Annotated in this window: 31 protein-coding genes; 20 read left to right on the plus strand and 11 right to left on the minus strand. The window is 30.0% G+C overall.

What is annotated here, in order from left to right:
- The first annotated feature begins 34 nt into the window (after nt 1-34).
- The 4 genes from B8063_RS01320 to B8063_RS01335 are packed head-to-tail and all read left to right on the plus strand — an operon-like array spanning nt 35 to nt 1,745.
- Nucleotides 35-217, plus strand: coding sequence for a hypothetical protein (locus tag B8063_RS01320; RefSeq protein ID WP_085068730.1), 183 nt, complete (start codon nt 35-37; stop codon nt 215-217).
- 17 nt (nt 218-234) lie between these two features.
- Nucleotides 235-720 (plus strand): YajQ family cyclic di-GMP-binding protein, encoded by a 486-nt coding sequence (locus B8063_RS01325; protein ID WP_085068732.1) that lies wholly within the window; start codon nt 235-237, stop codon nt 718-720.
- A 20-nt stretch (nt 721-740) separates the two neighbouring features.
- Nucleotides 741-1,430, plus strand: a complete 690-nt coding sequence (locus B8063_RS01330) for an ion transporter (protein WP_085068734.1) — start codon at nt 741-743, stop codon at nt 1,428-1,430.
- 9 nt (nt 1,431-1,439) lie between these two features.
- Complete coding sequence (locus B8063_RS01335) at nt 1,440-1,745, plus strand: hypothetical protein (protein WP_085068736.1); 306 nt, start codon at nt 1,440-1,442, stop codon at nt 1,743-1,745.
- Between the two features lie 13 nt (nt 1,746-1,758).
- On the opposite strand, the gene B8063_RS01340 is transcribed toward B8063_RS01335, so the two are convergent.
- Nucleotides 1,759-2,784 (minus strand): D-2-hydroxyacid dehydrogenase, encoded by a 1,026-nt coding sequence (locus B8063_RS01340; protein WP_085068738.1) that lies wholly within the window; start codon nt 2,782-2,784, stop codon nt 1,759-1,761.
- 50 nt (nt 2,785-2,834) lie between these two features.
- Entirely contained in the window at nt 2,835-3,287 is a 453-nt protein-coding gene (locus tag B8063_RS01345; protein WP_085068740.1) for an Lrp/AsnC family transcriptional regulator, read from the minus strand.
- A gap of 117 nt (nt 3,288-3,404) precedes the next feature.
- Between B8063_RS01345 and B8063_RS01350 the strand changes: the two genes are divergently transcribed.
- Together B8063_RS01350 and B8063_RS01355 are read left to right on the plus strand one after the other, a co-directional pair.
- Entirely contained in the window at nt 3,405-4,373 is a 969-nt protein-coding gene (locus B8063_RS01350) for a dihydrodipicolinate synthase family protein (protein ID WP_085068742.1), read from the plus strand.
- Nucleotides 4,374-4,447: 74 nt separating this feature from the next.
- Nucleotides 4,448-4,675 carry a hypothetical protein gene (locus tag B8063_RS01355; protein ID WP_085068744.1) on the plus strand — a complete coding sequence of 76 codons (228 nt, stop codon included), beginning with the start codon at nt 4,448-4,450 and terminating at the stop codon, nt 4,673-4,675.
- On the opposite strand, the gene B8063_RS01360 is transcribed toward B8063_RS01355, so the two are convergent.
- From B8063_RS01360 to B8063_RS01385, 6 genes are read right to left on the minus strand one after another with little or no spacing between them, the layout of a single operon-like run.
- Complete coding sequence (locus B8063_RS01360) at nt 4,676-5,722, minus strand: threonine aldolase family protein (protein ID WP_085068746.1); 1,047 nt, start codon at nt 5,720-5,722, stop codon at nt 4,676-4,678. It abuts the gene before it with no gap.
- Nucleotides 5,722-6,834, minus strand: a complete 1,113-nt coding sequence (locus tag B8063_RS01365) for a serine/threonine protein kinase (protein ID WP_085068748.1) — start codon at nt 6,832-6,834, stop codon at nt 5,722-5,724. The genes B8063_RS01360 and B8063_RS01365 overlap by 1 nt, the downstream gene beginning before the upstream one ends.
- Entirely contained in the window at nt 6,835-8,052 is a 1,218-nt protein-coding gene (locus B8063_RS01370) for an aminopeptidase P family protein (protein ID WP_085068750.1), read from the minus strand. It abuts the gene before it with no gap.
- Nucleotides 8,053-8,058: 6 nt separating this feature from the next.
- On the minus strand, nt 8,059-8,964 hold the full coding sequence (locus tag B8063_RS01375; protein WP_085068752.1) for a DMT family transporter: 906 nt from the start codon (nt 8,962-8,964) through the stop codon (nt 8,059-8,061).
- Nucleotides 8,965-9,009: 45 nt separating this feature from the next.
- Entirely contained in the window at nt 9,010-10,251 is a 1,242-nt protein-coding gene (locus B8063_RS01380; RefSeq protein WP_085068754.1) for a molybdopterin molybdotransferase MoeA, read from the minus strand.
- Nucleotides 10,248-10,847 carry a molybdenum cofactor guanylyltransferase gene (locus B8063_RS01385; RefSeq protein WP_075520988.1) on the minus strand — a complete coding sequence of 200 codons (600 nt, stop codon included), beginning with the start codon at nt 10,845-10,847 and terminating at the stop codon, nt 10,248-10,250. Before B8063_RS01385 ends, B8063_RS01380 begins: the two co-directional genes overlap by 4 nt.
- A 44-nt stretch (nt 10,848-10,891) precedes the next feature.
- On the opposite strand from B8063_RS01385, the gene B8063_RS01390 reads away from it, so the two are divergent.
- The 6 genes from B8063_RS01390 to B8063_RS01415 all read left to right on the plus strand — a co-directional run bounded on the left by B8063_RS01390 (nt 10,892) and on the right by B8063_RS01415 (nt 17,427).
- Complete coding sequence (locus B8063_RS01390) at nt 10,892-11,290, plus strand: iron-sulfur cluster assembly scaffold protein (RefSeq protein WP_085068756.1); 399 nt, start codon at nt 10,892-10,894, stop codon at nt 11,288-11,290.
- A gap of 1 nt (nt 11,291) precedes the next feature.
- Nucleotides 11,292-11,765 carry an HPP family protein gene (locus B8063_RS01395; protein WP_085068758.1) on the plus strand — a complete coding sequence of 158 codons (474 nt, stop codon included), beginning with the start codon at nt 11,292-11,294 and terminating at the stop codon, nt 11,763-11,765.
- A complete protein-coding gene (gene fdhD / locus B8063_RS01400; RefSeq protein WP_085068760.1) occupies nt 11,756-12,595 on the plus strand; it encodes a formate dehydrogenase accessory sulfurtransferase FdhD in 840 nt (279 codons plus the stop codon). Before B8063_RS01395 ends, fdhD begins: the two co-directional genes overlap by 10 nt.
- Before the next feature lie 12 nt (nt 12,596-12,607).
- Nucleotides 12,608-14,266, plus strand: a complete 1,659-nt coding sequence (locus B8063_RS01405) for an NADH-ubiquinone oxidoreductase-F iron-sulfur binding region domain-containing protein (RefSeq protein WP_085068762.1) — start codon at nt 12,608-12,610, stop codon at nt 14,264-14,266.
- Nucleotides 14,266-17,040: a formate dehydrogenase subunit alpha gene (gene fdhF / locus B8063_RS01410; RefSeq protein ID WP_085068764.1), complete on the plus strand. Its 2,775-nt coding sequence runs from the start codon at nt 14,266-14,268 to the stop codon at nt 17,038-17,040. The genes B8063_RS01405 and fdhF overlap by 1 nt, the downstream gene beginning before the upstream one ends.
- A gap of 69 nt (nt 17,041-17,109) precedes the next feature.
- On the plus strand, nt 17,110-17,427 hold the full coding sequence (locus tag B8063_RS01415) for a GYD domain-containing protein (RefSeq protein WP_085068766.1): 318 nt from the start codon (nt 17,110-17,112) through the stop codon (nt 17,425-17,427).
- A gap of 4 nt (nt 17,428-17,431) precedes the next feature.
- Here B8063_RS01415 and B8063_RS01420 read toward each other — a convergent pair whose 3' ends face one another.
- Both B8063_RS01420 and B8063_RS01425 read right to left on the minus strand, forming a co-directional pair.
- Nucleotides 17,432-17,782, minus strand: a complete 351-nt coding sequence (locus B8063_RS01420) for a DUF779 domain-containing protein (protein ID WP_075521027.1) — start codon at nt 17,780-17,782, stop codon at nt 17,432-17,434.
- Between the two features lie 51 nt (nt 17,783-17,833).
- The gene (locus B8063_RS01425; protein WP_075520983.1) at nt 17,834-19,378 is read right to left on the minus strand and encodes an aldehyde dehydrogenase family protein; all 1,545 of its coding nucleotides are present in this window, start codon (nt 19,376-19,378) and stop codon (nt 17,834-17,836) included.
- A 231-nt stretch (nt 19,379-19,609) separates the two neighbouring features.
- Here B8063_RS01425 and moaA point away from each other — a divergent pair, with 231 nt between their 5' ends.
- From moaA to B8063_RS01460, 7 genes are read left to right on the plus strand one after another with little or no spacing between them, the layout of a single operon-like run.
- Nucleotides 19,610-20,602 carry a GTP 3',8-cyclase MoaA gene (moaA, locus tag B8063_RS01430; protein WP_075520982.1) on the plus strand — a complete coding sequence of 331 codons (993 nt, stop codon included), beginning with the start codon at nt 19,610-19,612 and terminating at the stop codon, nt 20,600-20,602.
- The gene (gene moaC, locus B8063_RS01435) at nt 20,602-21,150 is read left to right on the plus strand and encodes a cyclic pyranopterin monophosphate synthase MoaC (RefSeq protein WP_085068768.1); all 549 of its coding nucleotides are present in this window, start codon (nt 20,602-20,604) and stop codon (nt 21,148-21,150) included. The genes moaA and moaC overlap by 1 nt, the downstream gene beginning before the upstream one ends.
- The gene (locus tag B8063_RS01440) at nt 21,150-21,419 is read left to right on the plus strand and encodes a molybdopterin biosynthesis protein MoeD (RefSeq protein WP_085068770.1); all 270 of its coding nucleotides are present in this window, start codon (nt 21,150-21,152) and stop codon (nt 21,417-21,419) included. Before moaC ends, B8063_RS01440 begins: the two co-directional genes overlap by 1 nt.
- Nucleotides 21,419-21,862 (plus strand): molybdopterin synthase catalytic subunit, encoded by a 444-nt coding sequence (locus tag B8063_RS01445; RefSeq protein ID WP_085068772.1) that lies wholly within the window; start codon nt 21,419-21,421, stop codon nt 21,860-21,862. Before B8063_RS01440 ends, B8063_RS01445 begins: the two co-directional genes overlap by 1 nt.
- A complete protein-coding gene (gene msrP, locus B8063_RS01450; RefSeq protein WP_232311405.1) occupies nt 21,859-22,776 on the plus strand; it encodes a protein-methionine-sulfoxide reductase catalytic subunit MsrP in 918 nt (305 codons plus the stop codon). Before B8063_RS01445 ends, msrP begins: the two co-directional genes overlap by 4 nt.
- A 4-nt stretch (nt 22,777-22,780) precedes the next feature.
- Nucleotides 22,781-23,374, plus strand: coding sequence for a sulfite oxidase heme-binding subunit YedZ (locus B8063_RS01455; protein ID WP_085068774.1), 594 nt, complete (start codon nt 22,781-22,783; stop codon nt 23,372-23,374).
- 44 nt (nt 23,375-23,418) lie between these two features.
- On the plus strand, nt 23,419-23,664 hold the full coding sequence (locus tag B8063_RS01460) for a DUF1244 domain-containing protein (protein ID WP_085068776.1): 246 nt from the start codon (nt 23,419-23,421) through the stop codon (nt 23,662-23,664).
- Here the strand turns inward: B8063_RS01460 and B8063_RS01465 are convergent, their stop codons facing one another.
- Entirely contained in the window at nt 23,665-24,165 is a 501-nt protein-coding gene (locus tag B8063_RS01465; protein ID WP_085068778.1) for a molybdenum cofactor synthesis domain-containing protein, read from the minus strand. It lies immediately after the preceding gene.
- Between the two features lie 9 nt (nt 24,166-24,174).
- Between B8063_RS01465 and B8063_RS01470 the strand changes: the two genes are divergently transcribed.
- Nucleotides 24,175-24,918, plus strand: a complete 744-nt coding sequence (locus tag B8063_RS01470; RefSeq protein WP_085068780.1) for a sulfite exporter TauE/SafE family protein — start codon at nt 24,175-24,177, stop codon at nt 24,916-24,918.
- The last annotated feature ends 31 nt before the right edge of the window (nt 24,919-24,949 follow it).

Here is a 24,949-nt window from a genome sequence, read left to right on the forward strand (position 1 = left end):
TTGATTATTTAAATAATTGTAAGAATATATGATCATGGAAACTTGGCAAATTATTTTAGCTATATTTATAGTCATATTATCAATTGTTTTACCAATTTATTATTCTAGAAAAAAGAAAACTGAAGATAAAACAAAAGAGTCTGAAGCTTTAGAAAGAATGCAAATTAGAGAATATGGAAGACAAATAAACGAAGAAACCAGAGCTAAAAGAAAGTAAAATTCAAAAAATAAAATATGCCCTCTTTTGATGTGATAAGTAAAATAAACTACCAAGAGTTTGACAACGCTCTTGCTAACTGTTTAAGAGAAATTGGAAATCGCTATGACTTTAAAGGGCTTCATATAACAATAGAGAGAAAGGAAAAAAATGTGACCACTCTTGCGCCTGATGAGCTCAAATTAAAGCAAGTAAATGAATTATTACAAACTCATCTTATAAGGCGAAAAGTAGATCCAAGAGTATTTGATATTAAAAGTTCTGAAGGCGCATCTGGAGGAGCAATAAGACAAACAAGTGAGTTAAAAGAAGGAATTAGTCAAGAAAATGCAAAAAAAATTATTGCCGATATAAAAAAAAAGAAACTTAAAATCCAAATAAAAATACAAGGAGAAGAATTAAGAGTAGATGGCAAAAAAAAAGATGAGCTTCAAGAAGCAATTACTGCAATAAAAGCAATAGATATTGGCCTTCCTATAGATTTTGTTAATTTTAGAGAATAACAATTATATTTTGCACAAAAATGAACAAGTATTTATACAATCTTAAAGAAAGTAGAATTTTTCAATTTGTTGTAATTTCAATTATCATTCTAAATGCAATAACAATTGGAGTTAATACTTACGATTTAAACGAGTTAACTAAACAAGCAATAAATTATTTAGATTATTCAATTACAATATTTTTTGTTATTGAAATTTCAATTCGTTTTATCGGAGAGCCAAAAAAATTAGATTTTTTTAAAAGTGGATGGAATGTATTTGATACTTTAATTGTATTTATTTCATTAATTCCTATACCTAATAATTCTAGCTTTTTACTATTGAGATTATTAAGGGTATTTAGAGTTCTTAGAATTATTTCTGTTGTCCCTGAACTTAAGAAAATAATAGAAGCTTTATTATCCTCAGTTAAGAGAGTTTTTTATGTGGGATTATTATTGTTTATTATTCTTTATATTTACGCAACATTAGGATCAATTTTATTTAATACAGATATACCTGAGAGATGGGGTGATGTTGGGGTTGCAATGATTACATTATTTCAAGTTTTAACTCTTTCTAGTTGGGAACAGGTGATGCTTCCATTGCAAGATATTTATTGGTGGGCATGGATTTACTTCTTTAGCTTCATCATAATTTGTGGAATTACTATGCTTAATTTATTAATTGCGATATTAGTAGACGTAGTCATTAACCAAAAAAAGCTCTAAAAAGAAATAATGATTACAGTATTAGTTAAATTTAAAATATCTAATGAACTTAATTTAAAAACTCTAAAAGAAAAGTTTATCGAAACTTCTACATTATATGTAGACGTCGAAGGATTATTGAGAAAAAATTACATAGCAGATATTGAAAAAGGTTATGCTGGTGGTGTTTATACTTTTACAAAAATAGAGTTTGCCAAAAAATGGTTTGATGAAGAAAGAATTAAGTGGATTACTGAAAGATACTCTAAGCCAGAAATTACATATTTTGAAAGTCCAGTTATTGTGGATAATGAAAAAAATAAAATAATATCCTAAAATAATCGAAGTATTAGTATCCTAGATCAGGATCTACTTGATTAATTAAATCTTTTTTATCAATAAATAATTTTAAGTTAGTTAAAAACTTTTCTAAAACCATTTCAATGTACTTTCCTTTGCTATCTGAAGATATATGAGGTGTTATTACTAAATTAGGAGTATTCCAAAATTTGGAATTTCTTTTTATAGGTTCCTCTGAAAAAACATCTAAAATAGCTCCAGAAATTTCATTTTTTGTTAATTTTTTTCTTAAATGCTCATAATCCATTACAGATTGACGTCCAATGTTAACAATTCCACAAGTGTGTTTTAAAGCATCTAACCTTTTTTTGTTTATCATTCCTTTTGTTTCATTAGTTTCGGGAACTGCTAAATAAAGAAAATCAGCATCAGGCAAAACTTTATCAATTTTATCAAATTTAATAACTTTTGAACATCCATCAACATTTCTACCTCGTCTATTAACACCGGTTACATTTGCTCCAAGTGAACTGATATGTTTAATCATTGAGCCTCCTAATGAACCAGTTCCAACTACTACAACATGTTTATTTTCAATTGGGTTACTTAATAAAGTGACATAGTCTTTTTGTTTTTGATTAGTAATTATTCTTGTCATTTGGTTTTGAAGCATCAAAATACTCATTAATCCAAATTCACCAGCTTTTTTTGCTTGTATTCCTCTACTATTAGTTAAAACTAAATCTTTTTTAACCCAATTAAATGGAGAGAGATGATTAACTCCAGCTGATACAATGTGAATCCATTTTAATTTAGGTGCAATTTTACTTAAACCTTTTGTTGGAAAATTCCATGCAAGTAGGATATCGGCATCTTTCATTGAGGATTTCCAATTATCATCATCCCAGTCAATTAAATATGAAATTTTATCTTTTATTCCAGGATACTTGCTTAATTTACTTTCAAACAAATCTTTTGTGACACTGCTATTTTTTTCACCTTCTAAGTCACAAGGCAAAGATCCTTTTTTCCAATGATTATTTCTTATATGAATTTTAATTTTATCTTTAGTCATTTATAATTAAAGTATACTAAGTTGAGATAAATCAACTTAATATAATATCTTTATTCTACTCGTGAGTATTCTGATTTAACTCTACGTAAAGGTATGGAGGTTTCAACTGAAGAAACACCATCTATTACAGTAAGTTTTTTTGTTAAAAATTCCTCAAATTCCTCAACGTCTTTAACCGCAATTCTAATTAAGTAATCCTTAGCACCTGTCATTAACCAACATTCAACAACTTCAGGAAAATTTAAAATTTTTTTCTCAAATTTATCAAAATTTTTTGATTGTTGTTTTTCTAAGCTTATAAATATAAATGCAGGAAATTTGTAACCAAGTGAAGTTTCATCAATATTTATTGAATAATTTTTAATTATATTATTTTCTTCTAATTGGTTTATTCTTCTTGCGGTAGGAGCAATACTTAAATTTATTTTCTCACTAATATTTTGAAGTGTAGTTTTGCTGTTATTTTTAAGTATTTTTACAATCTTTTTATCAACTTCATCCATATTTTTAATAAATTTTATTAATATTTATAAAATATCTTATAAAATTTACTAATATTCAACTATAAATTAGTAATAATAGAGAAAATTTATTTTTAATTTCATGTAATTAATAATTATATGAATAAATCTAAATCATTTGATCCAATCTGGGTTCCAATTATTTCTCAATATCAAAACACAAAAGAATTAGAACTAGATGAAAAGCTTATTCAAAAACATATCAATTGGTTAGACCCACATGTAAAACAATTCTTGGTATGCGGTACTACAGGAGATGGATGGAATTTAACTGATAAATTAATTTTAAATTGGTTAGATATATTAAATGATAACTCTTTAATCAAAAAAGATAACAAAATATTATTTGGAGCATTTGGAAAAACAACAGAAGATGTTCTAAGACGTGCAGATATCATAGAAAGATATCTAGTTAAAAATGGATCATCTGCAGGTTTTTTTGGATTAACTTTATGTGCTCCCGTTAACGAAAACATCAAACAAAAAGAAATTATTTCACATTTTAAGCGTATCATTGAAAATACACATTTACCAATTTCTATCTATCAATTACCTCAAGTAGTAAAATGTAAAATTGAACCTGAAACTTTAAAAATATTAAAAGATAATTTTCAAGATAGAATTCAATTATTTAAGGATACTAGTGGTGAAGATGATGTTGTGAATTCTGGAATTAATTTTAATGATTTAATATTTTTAAGAGGAGCAGAAGAAAATTATTTTGATCATTTAAAACCTAATGGGAAATATGATGGATTTTTATTAAGCTCAGCAAATTGTTTTGGTAAAATTTTAAGAGAAATTTATAATAATGTTGCAAAGGGTAATTTTAAAGATGCAGAAAAAATGTCTGAAGAACTAAGCGATATAATTAGAATTTCATTCTCAGAAGGTCAAAAACTAGATTTTGGAAACCCTTTTTCTAATGTAAATAAAGCATTTGCTCATGTCTTAATTAATAAAGATAATCTTAGTTGCAAAACATGTTTTGACAGAAATATACCTAATGAATTTTTAAATGATATATTTCTATTGCTATCTAAATATAACTTAAGAAAATCCTTATAGGAATTTGTAAAATTTTGTGGGATAACTATACCCAGGACTATACCAGATTGAGATAAATCAAGGTTTGAAGTAGTATGAACAAAGAAAACGCAAGTAAACTCTGGAAAATTATTCAGGATGCTGGCGATTATTTGGTAGGACAATTACCTGATCACCCCAACCATCCTAAAGGAAGAAACCCCTACGCTCATGTTGCAATTTGTGTGAAAAGTAAATTTAATGCCAGTTACAAAGATATACCTGATGATCAATTAGATGATGTAATTAAGTATATTGAATTTTTAAAGGAAAATCCAAGCTAACTAAGATTTAATATAGTTTAAAAAAGTATCAACTTCAGTTGGATCTGTGTTCCATGCTGTTACTAATCTAACCGCATTACCATCCCACTCATCGTCGTTTATTGTGTAGCCTTCTGAATTAAGTTGATCAATTATATCTTTAGGCATTTTTACAAATACCTCATTAGCATCTGTTGGATATGCAATTTTTATATTTTTATGCTGTTCTAAACCTTGGCTTAGTTTTTTTCCCATTGCATTCGCGTGTTTGGCGTTTTTTATCCAAACATCATTTGAAATATATGCATCTAATTGTGCTGAAACAAAACTCATTTTCGATAGTAAATGCCCCGCTCTTTTCATTAAAAATGGTAAGTTACCAACTAATTCTGGTTTAAAAAAAATTATTGCCTCTGCTGCTAAACATCCATTTTTTGTTGCTCCAAATGAAAGTACATCAATACCTGATTTCCATGTCATTTCTGCTGGACTGCAATTTAATGAGACTAAAGCATTAGCAAATCTAGCTCCATCCATGTGTATATTAAGTTTATGTTTATGAGTTACTTCAGAAATATTTTTAATTTCATCTAAATTATAAGCTTCTCCTGTTTCACATAGTTGTGTAATACTTACAGATGAGGGTTGTGTATGATGGACAATTCCTTTTCCACTTATTGAATTGTTAAGTTCTTCAGCTGTAATTTTTCCATCTATTCCATTAAGATTTACTAACTTTGCTCCACCTGTATAAAACTCTGGAGCCCCACACTCATCAACATTGATATGTGAAAGTCTATGACAATAAATATTTCCAAATGAAGGTGTCATTGTAGATAACGCAAGTGCATTGGCTGCCGTCCCTGAGGATGTTGGAAAAACAATTACTTCTTTTTCAAATATTTCTGAAAATTTATCTTGTAAACTCTTTGAGAGATCATCATTGCCATAAGGCGTTCTATCTCCATCATTAGCTTTTAAAATAGCATCTAATACTTCTGGACATGCTCCCGTAACATTATCGGATGCAAACTTTACTCTATCTCTTTTTGTTTTAATTGTTGCCATTATTGTTTAGGAAAATAATCTTTTAATGTTCCCTCTCTGTATACATCTGCAGTACAACAATGAATACCTCCTCCGAACGCATAGGCATCTCTAAGCTCGACAGGTACAACTTCCATACCTAATTTATCTAATTGTTCAGCTTGATAAACTTCACTTTTCTCTACACAAACAGTTTTTGGATCAAGGACAAGTACATTCATGGATAGCCAAGTTGAAGAATAACACAGTGGAGGTGGTTCATTATGAGCTGGTTGTGCGCTATCTACGATTTCCCATCCATTATCCTCAAATAATTTTCTTTGATCTTTAGGCAATCTTCTTTGAGGGTTATTTATAATTAATCCTTCTTTAATTGGTGTGAAAGTTGCATCAATATGGATTGGATAAGGATCGCCTGGAAAATTTACTGCATGAACTCTATGATCTTTATAATGTCTTTTAATCCAATCAATTCCTTTTAGATTTGTTGTAAAACCATGTTGAACGACTAAGTCTTTTCCAAATCTTAAAATATCAGCTGCATCAAACAATGGTTCTTCTTCTGTTGTTACAAAATACTTTTGCTCAGTCCACTCAAGTCTTTTTTGTACTCCGATTTTATCTGATAAATAATCTTTTCTATAGTCTTCATCTGTTAATCTTGGTTTTGGAGCTGACTCATGTCTCATGTTTGGATCTTCATTATAATACTGTTTTAATAAAGGTCTGTAGCAAAGGTATTCAAACCATCTACATCTATAACTCATTGTAGCTTCTAAAATTTCATTCCCAACTGTAAGCAAAACATCTCTTGGCGGCATACATCCAAACATTGTTTCAGCCTTCCAATCTGGTGTTGAAGTAGGTTGATTAAAGTCCAAAGGCGTTGGTCTATCAACTTTAATTCCTCGCTTTTCTAGCATGGATGAAAAATTATCCAAAAGTTCATTTGCTTTATCAACCGTATCTTTTGTTCTTGGGCCAAACTGACCTCTCATATCGCTATCTTCAGGTACTTTTGCATCTAAAGCTGGTTCGGGAGCAGGAATACAAGTCCCATCAGCACGTCCAACTATTACATGTTTTAATGGATCCCATTCATTCCAACTATTTACAATTACTTTATCTGACATTTAATTTTTTATAATATTATGATCAGGTCCAAACGGAAATTTAGTGATATTTTCAGCTCCATCCTCTTTGATCACTAAAATGTCGTGCTCTCTATAGCCACCTGCACCAGGCTTTCCCTCTGGGATCATAATCATAGGTTCCATTGATATCACCATGTTTTTTTCAAGAATAGTATCAATATCTTCTCTAAGTTCCACCCCCGCCTCTCTTCCATAAAAATGTGAGAGCATTCCAAATGAATGACCATAGCCAAACGTTCGATATTGAAGATAACCTAATTCAGCAAATAAATTATTTAACTCCTCACAAATTTCAGAACACTTTACCCCTGGTTTGATTAATTCTAATCCACGTTTATGAACTTTTACATTTGCTTCCCAAGCTTTTAAAGATGCATCATCAATTTCATTGACAAACAATGTTCGCTCTAAAGCAGTATAGTAACCTGAGATCATTGGAAAAGTATTTAAAGATAATATATCTCCATTTTTTAATGCTCTATTTGTTTTTGGATTATGCGCTCCATCTGTATTAATGCCTGACTGAAACCAAACCCAAGTATCCATATATTCTGCATCAGGATAAGACTTTGCTATTTCTCTCTCCATTTTATCTCTCCCTGCTATTGCAATCTCTAATTCTGATTGACCAGGTTTTATGTGTTTTACAATTTCCTCAGCACCTAAATCAGCAATACGGGCACCATTTTTAATTATTGAAATCTCTTCATCTGATTTAATCATTCTTTGTTTCATTAAATGCTTTGAAATATCTTTAAAAATAGCAATGCTAAAGATCGAGTTTAATTTTTCTTTTATATCTAAAGTTACATGATCATTTTCAATTCCAATTGTTTTTGGAGGATCATCTCTTCCAATTATAGATACAATAGCTCTTAAAAAATTATCTCTTTTCCAATCAGTATAGATTACGTTATTACAATGTGATCTTCTCCAAGGTTGACTTGCATCAATATTTGCAGAAATTGTTACTATTTTATCTTTTGTTACTACACATCCATATGGTCTTCCAAATGAACAATAAATAAACCCTGTATAATATGCAATGTTATGCATCGAGGTTAGAATTACCATATCCATGTTATTATTTGACATAACATCTCTAAGTTTTGATACTCTATTTTTGTACTCTTTATCTGAAAAGGGAAGTTTTACTTTTTCACCATTATTCAATTCAAAAAAATCTGGTCTTTCCATAAAAAACTAATTTAAACCAATAAATCTTCTATTGGATTGCATGATCATGCTGTAATAGAAAATTGCAATAAATATAAAAAAGCCACCAATAATTGTGTTTGTTGCTGGAACTTCATTGATGCCTAACCATGGTAACCAAACCCAAAATATTCCTCCAATTACCTCTGTTAAAGATAACAAAGTTAAATCTGCAGCAGGAATATTTTTTGAACCAATTGAATATAATATTAAACCTGCACAAACTAAAGTTCCATGAGTTGCAAACAAAGCTTCATTTTTACTAGAAGATAAAAATTGACTGTCATTTAAAATCAACATTACCGATGAAAATAAAAAACAAAATAAACCTGCAATTGCTACTGTTGTAAATTTAGGTGTTTGTTTTCTCCAACGCAAAGTTACAGAAAAAACAGAAAATCCAAGAGCAGATGCTAAACCAAAGACAAGACCAGGAAGAGAATTTGTTCCACCTGTTCCAAACGCCATTACAACAATTCCAAATGTTGCAACTAAAATTGCCACCCAAACTGTAAGTGAAATTTTTTCTCTTAAAAATAAAAACCCTAACAACGCTGTTATGAATGGCATTGCAGCTAAGCATAAAAGAGTTACTGCAGCACTAGTATTTGTGATTGACCATATAAAAGTCATCATAGCCGTGCCTAATCCAATGCCACCTAAAACACCAGAAATACCAACTTTAAAATAGTTTTTATAAAAATCTAATCCTTCTTCAAAATATAGATAAAGATTTAATAAAATGAAAATTACTAATCCCCTTGTAAATAAATATTGCCAAGGAACCAATTGAGGTTGATCAATATGCCTTACAACATACGGTCCAAATGACCATAACAGTCCAGCAAAAAGAACTATTGGTATTGCAACTTTTGGATTTTTAAGATCGAGCATCCCGAATTATTAATCTTATTTTAAATTTGAGACAAGAAAATACGATTAGCTGATCAAAAATTCATTAAGACCTGATGCTGAGTAAACATCTATTAAATTTCCTTTATTGAATACTGAAACACCATCTTTAAATACACCCCAAGCGTTAGATTTAACAAAAGGCTTGATTTTATAAGACTCTTGTCCTTCAAATACCTCAAATTGAACAAGACCTTTTTTATCAAAGGATAACTTTCCTTTAACAAATCTTGTAAATTTTTTCTTTTTGGAAAATTTATTTTTTAGTTTTGCAAATATTGGCTTTTCTACTTTTAAACCTAAAGATTTAAATAACAACGGGATTACAAAAAATCTAAAACAAGCAACTGAGGAAATGGGATTACCTGGTAAACCAAAAAAACATTTATTATTATCAAATCTTGCAAACATGATTGGTTTACCTGGTCTAATTGCAACTCCTTTAAAGTGATTTTTAAGTTTAAATTGATTAATAACACTTGGAATAAAATCAAATTTTCCTTTAGAGATAGCTCCAGATGTAATTAGGATGTCAGTTTTAGACTTTAATTGTTTAGATATTTGTTTTTTAAATAATATTTTATCTTTATCTCTTAAGATTTTTTTTACAGTAAAATTTACAGGTAAACTTCTGATTAAAGAGTTTAGATAAATTGTGTTTGAATTTCTTATTTTCCACGAAGGTATATTTTTTTTATCAGATAATTCATTTCCTGATGGATAAAAGACTATATTTACTTTCTTTTTTACTAAAACTTTATCTATACCTAACGTTTTTAAAGATAAGATATGAGCAGGATTTATTAATTCTCCTTTTCTAATTATTTTATTTCCTTTTTTATAATCTGAGCCTTTTGGTCTAATAAATTCTGATTTTTTAATTTTTTTTTTAATAATTATATATTTTGCATTTTGTTTACTTGGAAAAAACTCAATATCCTCAATTGGAATAATGGTATCAAAAGGTTTTTTAATAATTGCACCTGTCATTACCTCAATACATGATAATTTGGGAACTTTTTTGATATAAGGGTTGTCCCCTGCTGCAATAGTTTTAAGAATTTTAAATTTTTGAAATGTATTTTTTGTTTCTTTTGAATTTACTGCAAAACCATCAAACGCTGTATTATCATCAGCGGGATAATCAGATTTAGCAATCACTTCTTTGCTCGATATTCTGTTTAAAGCATCTTTTATTGAAACAATTTCACTGCCAATTTTTAATGAATTGTTATTCAATTTACTTGTTGCTGCTTTATAAGAATTCATATCTTTTTAGACGCTTCCTCTAAATCTATTTTAGTATTTATGTTTAAAAAACTATTATCGTCTTTAGGATCTAATTCAATTATTTCTGTTCCAATTTTATTAGCCCAATCTTCAACTTTTCTATCCCCTGCCTCTAAGTCTTTTCTTAATTGATCTTTAAGCTCTGCTGACCATAAGCCAAAAATATTGTGTCTTTTTTCACCACTTTTTAAAAAAAACAACTTTTTGCTAGATTGTCTTTGGGCGGTCATCATTTGATCAATAATTTCAATTTTGAAAAAAGGTGTGTCACAAGGAAATGTCATAATCCACTTATAATTTTTTGAATTATCTATTATCCATTCCATTGAAGATAGCACACCAACTAAAGGTCCTAGTTGTCCATCCATAACATCATTTGAGTAAAAAACATTGCTTATATCTTTGTTTCTTTCCTCATTTGAGATGATTAAAATTTCTTTAAATCTATTTTTAAGTTTTTGAATTGTATGTTCGATTAAAGTTAAATCTCCCAATTTGGCATTTGCTTTATTCCCACCAAACCTTCTTGATTTTCCACCAGCTAATATGACTGGCAAAACATTGTTTTCGCTCATCAAATTAAATATAAGTCATATATCTTTTTAATAAAGGTCAATAAATGGACTTAGAAATTTTAAAAATTGCTTCAGATACTAGAAATCATAAAGTTTTAAAAGATAGCTCTCATTTTGCTAAATTTAAAAACCCTTTATGTGGAGATGAAATGAATATTAGTCTTATGGTCAAAGGTGAAAAAATTACTGATTTTGCTTATGAATGTAAATCATGTATTTACTGCCAAGCTTCAGCAAGTATTTTGTCAAAAAAATCTATTAACAAGTCTATTAAAAAAATGAGAGAAATTATAATTATTGCTAACAATTTTTTTGAAAATGCATCTGAAAAATTTCCAAAAGAGTGGAAAATATTAGAAAAACTTTTTAATAAAAAAAATATTTCAAGAAAAGAGTGTCTTCTGTTACCTTTCAAAACATTGGCAAAGGCCTTAAAATCTTAATATGAAAAAAGATCAATTAATTAAATCTTTAATAGCAGGACTTTTTTCTGCAATCACAATAGGTGCTTTAACTTATTTAACTTACAAAACTACATTTGGTTTATTTTTGATTGCTTCATTTGGATCATCAATGGTTTTATTGTATGGATTTCCAGAAAGTCCTTTTGCACAGCCTAAAAATATATTTTTTGGTCATTTTTTAACATCCGCTGTTGGAATTATTGTTTTAAATTTTATACCACTTCCAATTTATATAACTATTCCAATAAGTGTGGGCTTAGGAGTTGGTTTAATGATCCTTTTAGATGTGACTCATCCACCAGCTGGTGGAAATCCAATTATAGTTATCATTGGAAGTGTTTCTTACGATTATTTGTTAAGTCCAATTATACTTGGATCAATAATTGTTCTAGTATTTGGGATAGTTATCAATAAGTTTGTATTAAAGAAAAAGTACCCTCAAAAATGGATATAAAATACAACGTATCAAAAATTAAAGGTTCAAAAGAGGAAATCGTAAAAGATGCTGTATCTGTTGAGGAACCTTTAGAAATGCGTCTTAAATATAAAAAGAATGGAAAAATTGAAACGCAAAATATATCTATAACAATGAGGACACCTGGAAATGATGAAGATTTAATTAGAGGATTTTTATTTAATGAAAGAATAATCGAGAATATGGATGAAATAGATAGCATTCAACATATAGGTGATCCTGTTGGAGATTATAATTTACATAACGTTATTGAAGCTACAATAAATAAAACAGATAATTTAGATATTGGTAAATTAAAAAAAAACTTCGTAACAAACTCCTCGTGTGGAGTATGTGGAAAAACTTCATTAGACTCAATTGAAGTATTAAAAAATGATAAATTAGATTCGTATTTTCCAAAAATAAAAGAGGAGATAATTTTAAAATCTCCAAGTCTATTGATGAATGAACAGTCTGAGTTTGCAAAAACTGGTGGAATTCATGCTAGTGCTTTAATTGATGAAGCGGGTTCGGTAATAGCTACCCGTGAAGATGTTGGAAGACATAATGCTTTAGACAAATTGTTAGGTCATACTATTCAAAATGGACTACTTAATATAAAAGCTCAGTTTATTGCCTGCTCTGGAAGGTTGAATTTTGAGCTAGTTCAAAAGGGATTAATGGCAAATATTGGTATTATGGCTGGTGTGGGTGCGCCTACGAGTCTCGCAGTGGATCTAGCTAAACGTTTTGACATGACTCTATTAGGTTTTGTAAAAGAAAGTGGCTTTAATATTTATAATAATAAAAAAAGGATAATATTAAGCTAATTTATAAAGAGTATGTCTAAAAACATAAGTAATTTATCCGGAAGAATAGGCTTAAAAAATAATCTATTTCAAAAGCTATCTGACAGATCCTTAAATTCTAAAGATGATGCAGGGATAAAGGAAATAGCTGAAGAATACAAAATGGGTGTTTCAACTATTCACGGAGCGGAAAGTTTTTACGAATTTTTAAGACCCTCGCACAGAGAGAAGAAAGCATTTGTATGTAATGGAAGCGCTTGTATGTGCGCAGGTACACAAGAGCCTTTAAAGAAAAAATTACAAGAAAAATTAGGTGACGATAAAGTTGGCGAGATGTTTTGTCTTGGCCATTGCTATGAAAATCATGCGTTTCACTATGATGGAGAAAATTATGCAGGTAATGACATCAATCAAATAGATCAAATCATTAAAGGTGAAAAAATAAAACAAGAAAAATTCTTTTCAAAAAGTTTTGCAACAACAAGTTTTTTAATGGATGATAAATTATCAAACTTTGATCAATTCAAAGAGCATTTAGAAAAATTTATTAAAACGGATAAAAAAGAAATCATAAACTCGTTATTATCTTCTAATCTTACAGGTAGAGGTGGCGCAGGATTTCCAACAGGAATGAAATGGGATTTCTGTAGTAAAACAAAATCAGAAAAAAAATATGTAGTTTGTAATGCTGATGAAGGAGATTCTGGTGCTTTCTCAGATAGATATTTATTGGAAGATCAACCACTTAAAGTGTTATTTGGAATGATAGTTTGTGGTTATGTAATTGGTAGTAATGAAGGAGTACTTTATATAAGAGGCGAATATCCAAAATCAATTGAAGCAATTAATGGATGTATTAATTCATTAAAAGAAGCAGGATTATTAGGTGAAAAAATATTAGGAACAGAATTTTCTTTTGATTTGAATATTTGTATTGGACAAGGTGCTTATATTTGTGGAGAAGAAACAGCTTTAATAGCATCTATTGAAGGTAGAAGAGCAGAAGTAGATGTAAGACCTCCATTCCCTGTAACAGAAGGATTATACAAAAAACCAACTGTAGTTAACAATGTAGAAACATTAGCAGCTGCAACTGGAATTTTACTAAATGGAGCAGAAAAATTTTCATCAGTTGGAAATAAAAAATCTGCTGGAACAAAACTAGTTTGTCTAGATAGTTTTTTTAATAATCCTGGCGTTTATGAGATTGATATGGGAACACCAATGAAAAAAATATTTGAAGAATATGGTGGTGGATACAAAGAAGATGTAAAAGCATTCCAAATTGGTGGACCTTTAGGTGGAGTAGTGCCTATATCAGAAATCGAAAAACTAAATTTAGATTTCCAAGAATTTACTAAAGCAGGTTTTATGTTAGGTCATGCGAGTGTTGTTAGTATTCCTAAAGATTTTAATATGGCTGAATACATTCATCACTTATTTGAGTTTTCAGCTGAAGAGTCATGTGGAAAATGCTTTCCTGGAAGAATTGGATCCTACAGAGGAAAAGAAATGTTTGATCAGTTAAAGAAAGGAACATCTAAAATTCCACTTAAACTTTTGAATGAATTATTAGTCACCATGCAAAAAGGATGCTTGTGTGCGCTTTGTGGAGCGATACCAACACCCATAATGAACATATTAAAGTATTTTGGTGATGAAATTAAAAATGATATAGTAAAAGATAATTAATGAGTGCGGAAAAAAGAAAAGTTGCCTATATAGATGGAAAACCCTATGAAATAGGGCCAAATCATACATCTATTTTAAAATTTGTAAAAAGTTACTTGGGAGAAAAGAAGGTACCAACACTATGCGACGACCCTAACCTTGCACCTTATGGTGCTTGCAGAGTCTGCTCTGTTGAAGTTGCTCTAGAAAAAGACGGTCCAACTAAAGTAGTTGCATCATGTCATACACCTGTTGGAGAAAACCAACACATATTTACAAGTAATGATGGATTGCAAAACTTAAGAAAAAATATTGTTGAGTTAGTATTAACAGACCATCCAATGAATTGTGATACTTGTGAAGTAGATAAAAATTGTGAACTTCAAACTGTAGCAAATGACTTAGGAATTAGCGACCATAGATATAATAACCCTAAACAACATAAAGGAACTCCCAAAGATACTTCTCACTCTTACATGAGAATGAATTTGGACAACTGTATAAATTGTGGAAGATGTGTAAGAGCATGTGATGAAATTCAAGGTTCGTTTGTTTTGACAATGAGTGGAAGAGGATTTGAGTCTAGAATTACCACTGATAATGATATGCTCTTTGGGGACTCATCGTGTGTATCTTGTGGTGCTTGCGCTCACACTTGTCCAACAGATGCTATTTCAGATGTATTTCAATCTAAATCAGTAAAAGTAGATAAAAAAGTTAGAACTACGTGCTCGTACTGCGGTGTCGGTTGTAATTTAGAGACCTCTGTAAAAGATGGAAAAGTTGTTGCAATAGATACTCCAAAAGAAACTGAAGTAAACGCAGGTCATACATGTATCAAAGGAAGATATGCATTTGGTTTTTATGATCATCCAGACAGACTGAGAAGTCCTTTGATTAAGAGAAATGGAAAATTTGAAGAAGTATCTTGGGATGATGCTTACGAATATATAAAGCAAAAATTAGAAAAGATTAAGAATGAGAGTGGCCCAGATGCTATTGCTGGTATTTCTTCAGCTAGATGCACTAATGAGGAAAATTATGTTTTTCAAAAAATGATCAGAGCAGCAATTGGAACAAATAATATAGATTGCTGTGCAAGAATTTGCCATTCACCTACTGCATGGGGAATGCAACAAACTTTTGGAACAGGGGCAGCAACTAACTCCACAGAGGATATTTATCATGCTGATTTATTTTTAATCATTGGAGCAAATCCAACAAATGCTCATCCTGTAACTGGTGCAAAAATTAAACAACAGGTTATGAAAGGTAAAAAATTAATTGTGCTTGATCCAATTACTACTGATATTGCTAAACTTGCTGACTATCATATTAGATTAAGACCTGGAACAAACGTTGCTGTACTAAACATGATGCTTTACTACATTGTTAAAGGAAACTTATTAAATAAAGATTTTGTTGAAAATAGAACTGAAGGGTTTGATGAATTTTTAAATCACATTAATGGTTTAGATATTGATCATCTAGCAAGTGTTGCTGGTGTTGATAAACAATTAGTTAAAGAAGCAGCCATTGCATATGCAACAGCAAAAAATTCTATGGAGTTCCATGGTTTAGGAGTTACTGAGCACGAACAAGGTTCTAAAACTGTGATGTTGATTGCAGACCTTGCAATGATTACTGGCAACATAGGAAGAAGAGGTGTTGGAGTTAATCCTTTAAGAGGTCAGAACAATGTTCAAGGGGCTGCAGATATGGGGTGCCAACCTCATCAAGGTGCTGGTTATTTCCCAGTAGCTGATAAAAAAATTCAAGATTTTTACACTGAAAAATATGGTGCAGTCCACCCAACAAAAGCTGGATTGAAAATCCCAGAAATATTTGATGCAGCAATAAATAAGGAAGTTAAAGGATTATGGATTATTGGAGAAGATATTGTTCAGACTGATCCAAACAGTGCGCATGTTATTAAAGCAATGGAATCTTTAGATTTATTGGTTGTTCAAGAGATATTTATGAGTGAAACAGCAAAATTAGCAGATGTCGTTTTGCCAGGAACAACATTTTTAGAAAAAGACGGTACTTTTACAAACACAGAAAGAAGAGTTCAAAGAGTTAATAAAGCCGCTGAACCTTTACCAGGCACAAAACCAGATGGTGTCATTGTTACTGAGATGATGCAAAAGCTTGGATATGATCAGCCAACTTATGATGCTGATCAAGTATTAGCAGAGGTTGCAGATGTTGTTCCGTTCTTTAAAGGAATTACTAGAGAGAGACTAGGTAAACTTGGATTACAGTGGCCAGTAAAAGAAGATGGAACAGATACAAAAATTTTACATGAAAAAGAGTTTAAGCTTGGAAAAGGAAGATTAAAGTCTTTTGACTGGAAGGAATCTACAGAAATTAAAAATAATATTAAAGAGTATCCGCTTATTCTTACTACTAGTAGAGTTTTGCAACATTACAATGCAGCAACTATGACAAGAAGGACTAAAAATTTAAATATTGTTGATGAAGATATATTACTAGTAAACCCTATAGATGCTAAAGAAAGAGAATTAAATAACGGTGATATAGCAAGACTTTACTCAGGCAGAGGCGAAGTTTCATTAAAAGTTGAAGTAACAGACAAAGTAAAAGAGGGAATTGTATTCACAACTTTCCATTTTCCAGAACACATGGTAAATATGGTTACAGGTGATGGTAAAGATGAAGAGACAAAATGTGCAGAATATAAAGTTTCTGCAGTTCAAGTTCAAAAAATATCAAATAAATTTAAAACAGAAATTTCTCCATCCGAAAAACAAGCTGAAATTGTAAGAAATTAAAAAATTCTCCAAAAATTTTTAAAATTTTTTTTTTTAGGTTAAAATATTTTTAAAAAAAAAGGAGTTATAATGAAAGCATATATAATGGGTAATTACACAGAAAAAGCCTTTCAAGGTTTCATGAAGGATCCCACAAGTGATAGAAAAGCAGTGGTAGAACAATTAACAAAGGCAGTTGGTGGAACAATTCATAGTATGGACATCGTTAGAGGTTCATATGATTTTATTGTTGTGACTGATATTGGAGCGTTTGAAAATTTTGCTGCAATTAAATTAGTTGTTGAAGCATCTGGTGCTGTTAAGAATATGACAATGTTAGAGGCAATAGACTTTACGAAAGCTACTACTAAAGCAAGTCAGATAGGCTATAAACCACCAGGACAATAGGTAATTATTTTTTTTCGTCGTTATCTACGACTAGGCAGATTTCTGATTTAGTCAGGAATCTGCGACCTGTTCCATTATCCAATGAGAACATTCCACCTATTCCTTTAACAGCGTCAATTGTTAGATCAGTATGTTTCCATTTTTCATACTGATCACCATTCATGTAAAATGGCACTCCTCCAATTTCACCTAGTTTAATATCATTATCGCCTAGAGGAAATTCACCCTCTTGAAAACACATAGGTGCACTACCATCGCAACATCCACCTGATTGATGAAACATTAAATTTTCTCCATATTTCTCCTGGAGTTCAGATAATAAGTTTAACGCTGAATTTGTTGCAGATACTTTCATTTTTAAAGTACGGCCCATGATTTAGAATCATGGGCCAGTATATATTATTGATTAAAAGAAGCCTAATTTTTTCTCAGCATAAGAAACGTGTAGATTCTTATTCTGTCTATAATGATTAAGCATCATTTTATGAGTTTCTCTTCCAACTCCTGATTGTTTATATCCACCAAATGGAGAGTGAGCTGGATAAGCATGGTAACAATTAGTCCATACTATTCCTGCTTGTATTGCTCTACCCATTCTGTGAGCGATATTACCATTTCTGGTCCATACAGCTGCACCTAAACCATAAAGAGTATCATTAGCAATTTTTAATGCTTCTGCTTCATCTTTAAATTTAATTACAGATACTACAGGTCCGAAAATTTCTTCTTGAGAAATTCTCATATCATTTTTAGCTTCGAAAACAGTTGGTTGGATATAGTTTCCTTTTTCCAAACCACTATTTAGTTTAGCTACATCTCCACCTGTAAGAACTTTAGCACCCTCTTTTTTACCAAGCTCTAGATAAGATTTTATCTTTTCCATTTGCTCTACTGATGCTTGAGCTCCAATCATGGTTTCCATTTTTAAAGGATTGTCTTGTACAACTGCTTTTGTTCTTGCAATCGCTCTTTCCATGAACTTATCATAGATAGATTCTTGAATTAAAGCTCTACTTGGACAAGTACAAACCTCACCCTGGTTTAGATTGAACATCACAAAACCTTCTATACACTTATCAAAGAAGTCGTCATCTTTTTCCATGACATCTTCAAAGAAAATATTAGGAGATTTTCCACCTAATTCTAGTGTAATTGGAATAATGTTTTGTGCTGCATACTGCATAATCAATCTTCCAGTTGTTGTTTCACCAGTGAAAGCAACTTTAGCAACTCTTTTTGATGATGCTAAAGGTTTACCTGCTTCTAAACCGAAACCACTCACAATATTTACAACTCCTGGAGGTAATAGATCTCCAATAAGTTCCATCATTACCATAATCGAAGCTGGAGTTTGCTCAGCTGGTTTTAAAACTGAACAGTTTCCTGCTGCAAGTGCTGGAGCCAATTTCCATGTCGCCATTAATAATGGAAAATTCCATGGAACTATCTGACCAACAACACCTAATGGCTCATGAAAGTTATATGAGTATTGATTGTTCGCAATCTCAGCAATGGATCCTTCTTCTGCTCTAATTACACCAGCAAAATATCTCCAGTGATCTATCACTAAAGGTAAATCTGCTGCCATACATTCTCTGATAGGTTTTCCATTATCTAAACATTCAGCTACAGCTAGTAAGTTTAGGTTTTTTTCTAAAACATCAGCAATTTTATACAAAATATTTGATCTTGTTGTGATGTCTGTCTTTCCCCATTCGGTGAAAGCTGCGTGAGCTGCATCTAATGCTGCCTCTACGTCTTGTTCGTTTGATCTTGCAACAGAACAGATTTTCTCATTTGATATCGGACTAACATTATCAAAATATTTGCCTGATTTAGGTTCTACAAACTTTCCGTTTATATAGTTTCCATATTTAGCTTTAAATGGAAATTTTACCTTTAAATGAGAAGTATCTAGTACTGATGACACTTTCAATGCTTCTGCACTCATTTTTTCCTCCTTAAGTTAAGTACAATAAGTATATAAATTCGAAATTAACTTGTTTATTTCAGTCGTTTTTGAATTTAAAAGAGATTGAAGACTGAATAATTTTTAAACCCAAATTTATAATAAATTAATTTAAGACTGTTAATTTGATCTTGTAAATGTGTTATTTTGAATTCAACTTTGAATTGTAAAAAGACTTATTGAATTTAGTTACAAAACTATGATTATCTAAATATGGAATTATTAAAAGACAAATTTGGCAGAAAATTTCCCTACATAAGATTATCCATAACAGATGTATGTAATTTTAAATGTGGCTATTGTTTACCTAATGGCTTCAAAATTGACAAAAGTGACAATAGAACTTTTTTAAGTTTAGAAGAAATTAAAAGATTGGCTAAAGGTTTATCTGAATTAGGAGTAAGCAAGATTAGATTAACTGGAGGAGAACCAACAATTAGAAAAGATTTTTATGATATTGTAAAAGTAATAAAAAAAAGTTCAGGAATAAATAAAACTGTAATCACTACTAATGGATATAAACTTGATAAATTTGCAGAACAGCTTGTAGAAAGTGGTTTAGATGGAATTAATATAAGTATTGATAGCTTAGATAAAAATAAGTTCCATAAAATTACAGGACATGATCGATTAAATGAAATTTTAAATGGGATTGAAAAACTACAAAAACTTAATTTTAAAAATATTAAAATTAACGCTGTTCTTTTAAAAGGGGTGAACAGTAGTGATAAGGATTTTGACAGGTGGTCTAATTACATAAAATCAAATCCAGTAGACTTTAGATATATAGAATTGATGCAAACAGGAGATAATCTAGATTATTTTAAAAAATACCATATATCATCAAAAGTATTCACTAACTTTTTAATCAAGAATAATTGGATAATACAAACTCTAGGTAAAGATGCTGGTCCATCTAAAAATTACATAAATCCAGAATTTAAAGGAAAATTTGGAGTTATCGCTCCTTATTCAAAAGATTTTTGTAAATCCTGCAATAGATTAAGAATTACATCTAGAGGAGACTTAAGATTGTGTTTGTTTGGAAACACTGGAATAAATATAAGACACTTAATTCAAAGAGATGATCAAACTGAAGAATTAAAGGATTTAATTTTGAAACAATTAAATTTTAAAAAAGAATCTCATTACTTAGAACTTGGTGAAACTGGTTTAACTAATAACCTATCAGTAACTGGCGGATAATGAAAAATTTAAAAATAATTAAAAAAAATGATTTAAAAGATTGGGCTGAGGAATTGTTCCAAAAAAATTCATATAATATGGTGGATGTATCTTCAAAGAAAGAAACCTTCAGGAGAGCGCTCGCAACAGGGAAAATTTTTGTAGGTGAAGAAGTTTTTTCATTAATCAAATCAAATCAAATGCCTAAGGGAGATCCTATTTCTTTAGCAGAAGTATCAGCTATATTGGGTGTAAAGAAAACAAGCGAAATTATTCCATTATGCCACCCTCTTTCAATTGATCATATTTCGACAAAAATTATATTGGATGAAGAAACTTACTCACTTGACGTTTTTTGTGTTGTCTCAACATTTTCTAAAACTGGTGTAGAGATGGAGGCAATTATGGGAGTAAATAGTGCTTTAATAACTATTTATGATTTAAGCAAAATAGTAAATCCACATTTAAAAATTTCTGACGTAAAATTATTGATAAAAGAAGGTGGAAAAAAAGAATTATGGAAAAATCCAGATGGGTTACCAGTTTTTTTAAAAGAAATATTTAATTAATGAAAATATCTGTTGAGTTGTTTGGGGTTGCAAGAGAATTCAGCAAAACAAAGTACTTAGAATTTAATTTTTCAAAATCCTGTAAAATAATTGACATTAAAAAAAAACTTTATGAGCATGTTGATAATAAATTTAATGGAAATTTAAATTATAAAGAGATTATAAAAAGTTCGGCATTTTGTTCAGATAAAGATCAAGTAATAAAGGAGAACCAAATTTTGAATAAAAATCAAATAATTGGAATTATTCCTCCAATTGGAGGTGGTTAATGCTCCATGTAAAAATTATAGATTCTTCAATTGAAAAAATTGAAATTTCCAAAGCAGAACGTTTTTTAAAATCAGAAAAATTTGGTGCAGTAATTTATTTTGTCGGAGTTGTTAGAGATAATAATGAAAATAAAAAGGTTAATGGAATTACATATGATGCAAAAGATTCAATGGTAATTAAAAGTTTTGAGGAAATTTATAATGAGACAGAGCAAAAACTGGGAATTAAAAACAAAGCTGTTTTTATTGAACATGTAAAGGGTCACCTCAAACTTTCTGAAAAAAGCATACTAATAGGAGTAGCTTGTAAGCACAGAGATGAGGCATATCGACTATCAAGATTTATTATTGAAGAAATAAAAAAAAGATCACCTATATGGAAAAAGGAACATTATGAAAATGAAGATAGTAAATGGCTTAAAGGTATTTCGATAACAACATGAAATTGAATAAATTTAAATCTTCGGAAATAACTCCTGAAAATTTTTATATAAATAGACGAAAATTCCTTAAGAAAATGGGTATTGTAAGTGGAACTGCTTTCGCTTCTCAAAATATAATTACATCTGCTTTATCTTACACACCTGAAACTGAGCGAAAAATAACTCCTTATAAATTTGCAACCACTTACAACAACTATTACGAATTTGGGACAAGTAAGTCTGATCCACATAAAAACTCTAAAGATTTTATAACAAAGCCATGGGATATTAAAATTGATGGCGAAGTTGAAAACGAAATTACTTTGTCAGTTGAGGAAATAAAAAACATGATCCCAAGTGAAGAAAGAATATACAGATTTAGATGTGTTGAAGGTTGGTCGATGGTAGTCCCATGGCTAGGTTTTCCACTTAACAAACTATTAAATAAAGTTAAGCCAACATCTAAGGCTAAATTTGTAAAATTTACATCTGTATATGATCCAGATCAAATGAAAGGACAAAGATTTCCAGTATTGAACTGGCCATATAAAGAAGGTTTGAGAATTGATGAGGCCATGCATCCATTAACAATAATGGTTACTGGTCTTTATGGAAAAGAACTACCAAATCAAAACGGTGCACCTTTAAGATTGATTGTGCCATGGAAATATGGATTTAAAAGCGCCAAGGCAATTGTTAATATAAAATTTGTTGAAAAAATGCCTACCTCATCTTGGATGAATGCTTCGCCAAAAGAATATGGTTTTTATTCTAATGTTAATCCTAATGTATCACACCCAAGATGGTCTCAAGCGACTGAAAGAGTAATTGGTGAGAATATATACTCACCAAGAATAAAAACAGTCATGTTTAATGGTTATGGAGACGAAGTTGCAGGTCTCTATGATGGAATGGATTTGAGAAAAAATTTTTAATTAAATGATAAAAATTTTCAAACCCACAATCTTTGTATTGTGTTTAGTTCCTTTTATAATAATAGCATATCAAATTTTATTTAATAAACTTGGAGCAGAACCAGTAAAACAAGTAACTCATCATACAGGAGAGTGGACTTTAAGATTTATTTTGCTGTCTCTTGCAATGACGCCTCTTAAAAATATTACAAAAATTTTAATTTGGATAAAATATCGAAGGATGTTGGGATTATTTGCTTTTTTTTACGGAACTTTACATTTGCTTACTTACATTGGTTTTGATTATCAGTTTAATTTAGATCCGATTATTGATGATGTTTTAAATAAAAAATTTATTTTTATAGGATTGGCTGCATGGCTTTTGATGTTGCCTCTTGCTATTACCTCAAATCAAAAAATGATGCTTATCTTAAAACAAAACTGGAAAAAAATTCACAGGCTGTCGTATTTAATTGGTATTTTTGCTGTTCTACATTTTATCTGGTTATCTAAGACTATTTTTTTTGAGCCATTGATATATTTAATAATTCTAATAACTCTTTTAACCTTAAGATTAGATATTATTAAATTTTTATTTAAAAAAAAATCAGTTACTTGATATTTTTTTATTCATATTTTTTATTAAAAGATTATATTTGTCTAATGGATGAAAAAATTAACAATGAGTTACAATCTGCTGCATTTAATAGACTTATAGAACATTTAAGAGAGAGAAAAGATGTTCAAAACATTGATCTCATGAATCTTGCTGGATTTTGCAGAAATTGCCTTTCTAAATGGTACCGCGAAGAAGCTCAAAAAAAAGGAATTGAGATTTCAGATCCTGAAGCTAGAGAACATGTGTATGGTATGCCTTACACTGAATGGAAAGAGAAATACCAAAAGTAATTATTTCTCTTTTAATCTTGGAAATAACTCCACAAAATTACATGGTTTGTGTTTGATATTTAGTTGATGAACAAGAATTTTATCCCATGCGTCTGTTACACCTCCTGAAGAACCTGGAAGTGCAAATACATACTTTCCATTTGCAAGTACTGCACATGCCCTTGATTGTATAGAAGACGTGCCAACCGTAGATAGACTTATGTATCTAAATATTTCACCAAAACCTGGTATTTTTTTATCTGCTATTTCATCAATTGCTTCTGGAGTAATATCTCTTCCAGTTAATCCTGTTCCACCAGTTGTAATAATTACATCAATTTTTTTAATTTTTATCCAGATCTTTAAAATTTTTTTAATATCTTTTTTACTATCTTTGCAAATTTCTCTCTCAACTAAATTATGACCAGCCTTATTTATTTTTTTTACAAGAATATTTCCAGATTTGTCTGTTTTTAAAGTTCTTGTATCTGTTACTGTTAATAGTGCTATATTTACTCTCATAATAATTGAATGATTATATTACCTATTTTATTTTTTGTAACTGCTATAATATATTCAAGTGTAGGGTTTGGTGGTGGTTCTACTTATCTTGCATTGTTACTTCTTTGGGGAGTTCCATACTCTATCTTTCCCATAATAGCGTTAACCTGTAATATTATTGTAGTTTCAGGAAATTCAATTAATTATATAAGATCAGGAAATTTAAATTTAAGGTCACTTATTCCATATTTAATCGGATCTATTCCTTTTGCATTTATAGGAGGTTCTCTAAATATTGAAAAAGATATTTTTGAAATAATATTATTTTTTGTTTTAGGTATTGCGGGAATATTGTTGTTATTTAATTTTAGATCTTACGGAAATAACTCAAAAGCATATAAATCTTTATCTATCTATTTTTCAATTCCTATAGGTATAGTCTTAGGGTTTGTTTCTGGTTTAGTGGGTATTGGAGGAGGAATATTTTTAAGTCCTATATTATATTTATTTCGTGCAGCAAACCCAAAAAATATTACAATAATGGTATCTTTATTTATTTTAATAAATTCAGTTTTAGGAATTTTGGGTCAGATAACAAAAAGTATAGAAATTAGTGAAATCGAAAATTATATTATTTTATTAGTAGCTGTTTTAATTGGTGGTCAAATTGGTAATTTTTTAAATATAAAAATATTTCCGACAAAAATTCTTGCTTTAATTACATCATTGCTGGTTATTTTTGTTGCTTTAAGAATAGGATATAACTTTATGTAATGTTACTTAATAAATTGAAAAAATTTTATCG

Source organism: Candidatus Pelagibacter sp. RS40 (genome assembly GCF_002101295.1).
Lineage (GTDB): Bacteria > Pseudomonadota > Alphaproteobacteria > Pelagibacterales > Pelagibacteraceae > Pelagibacter.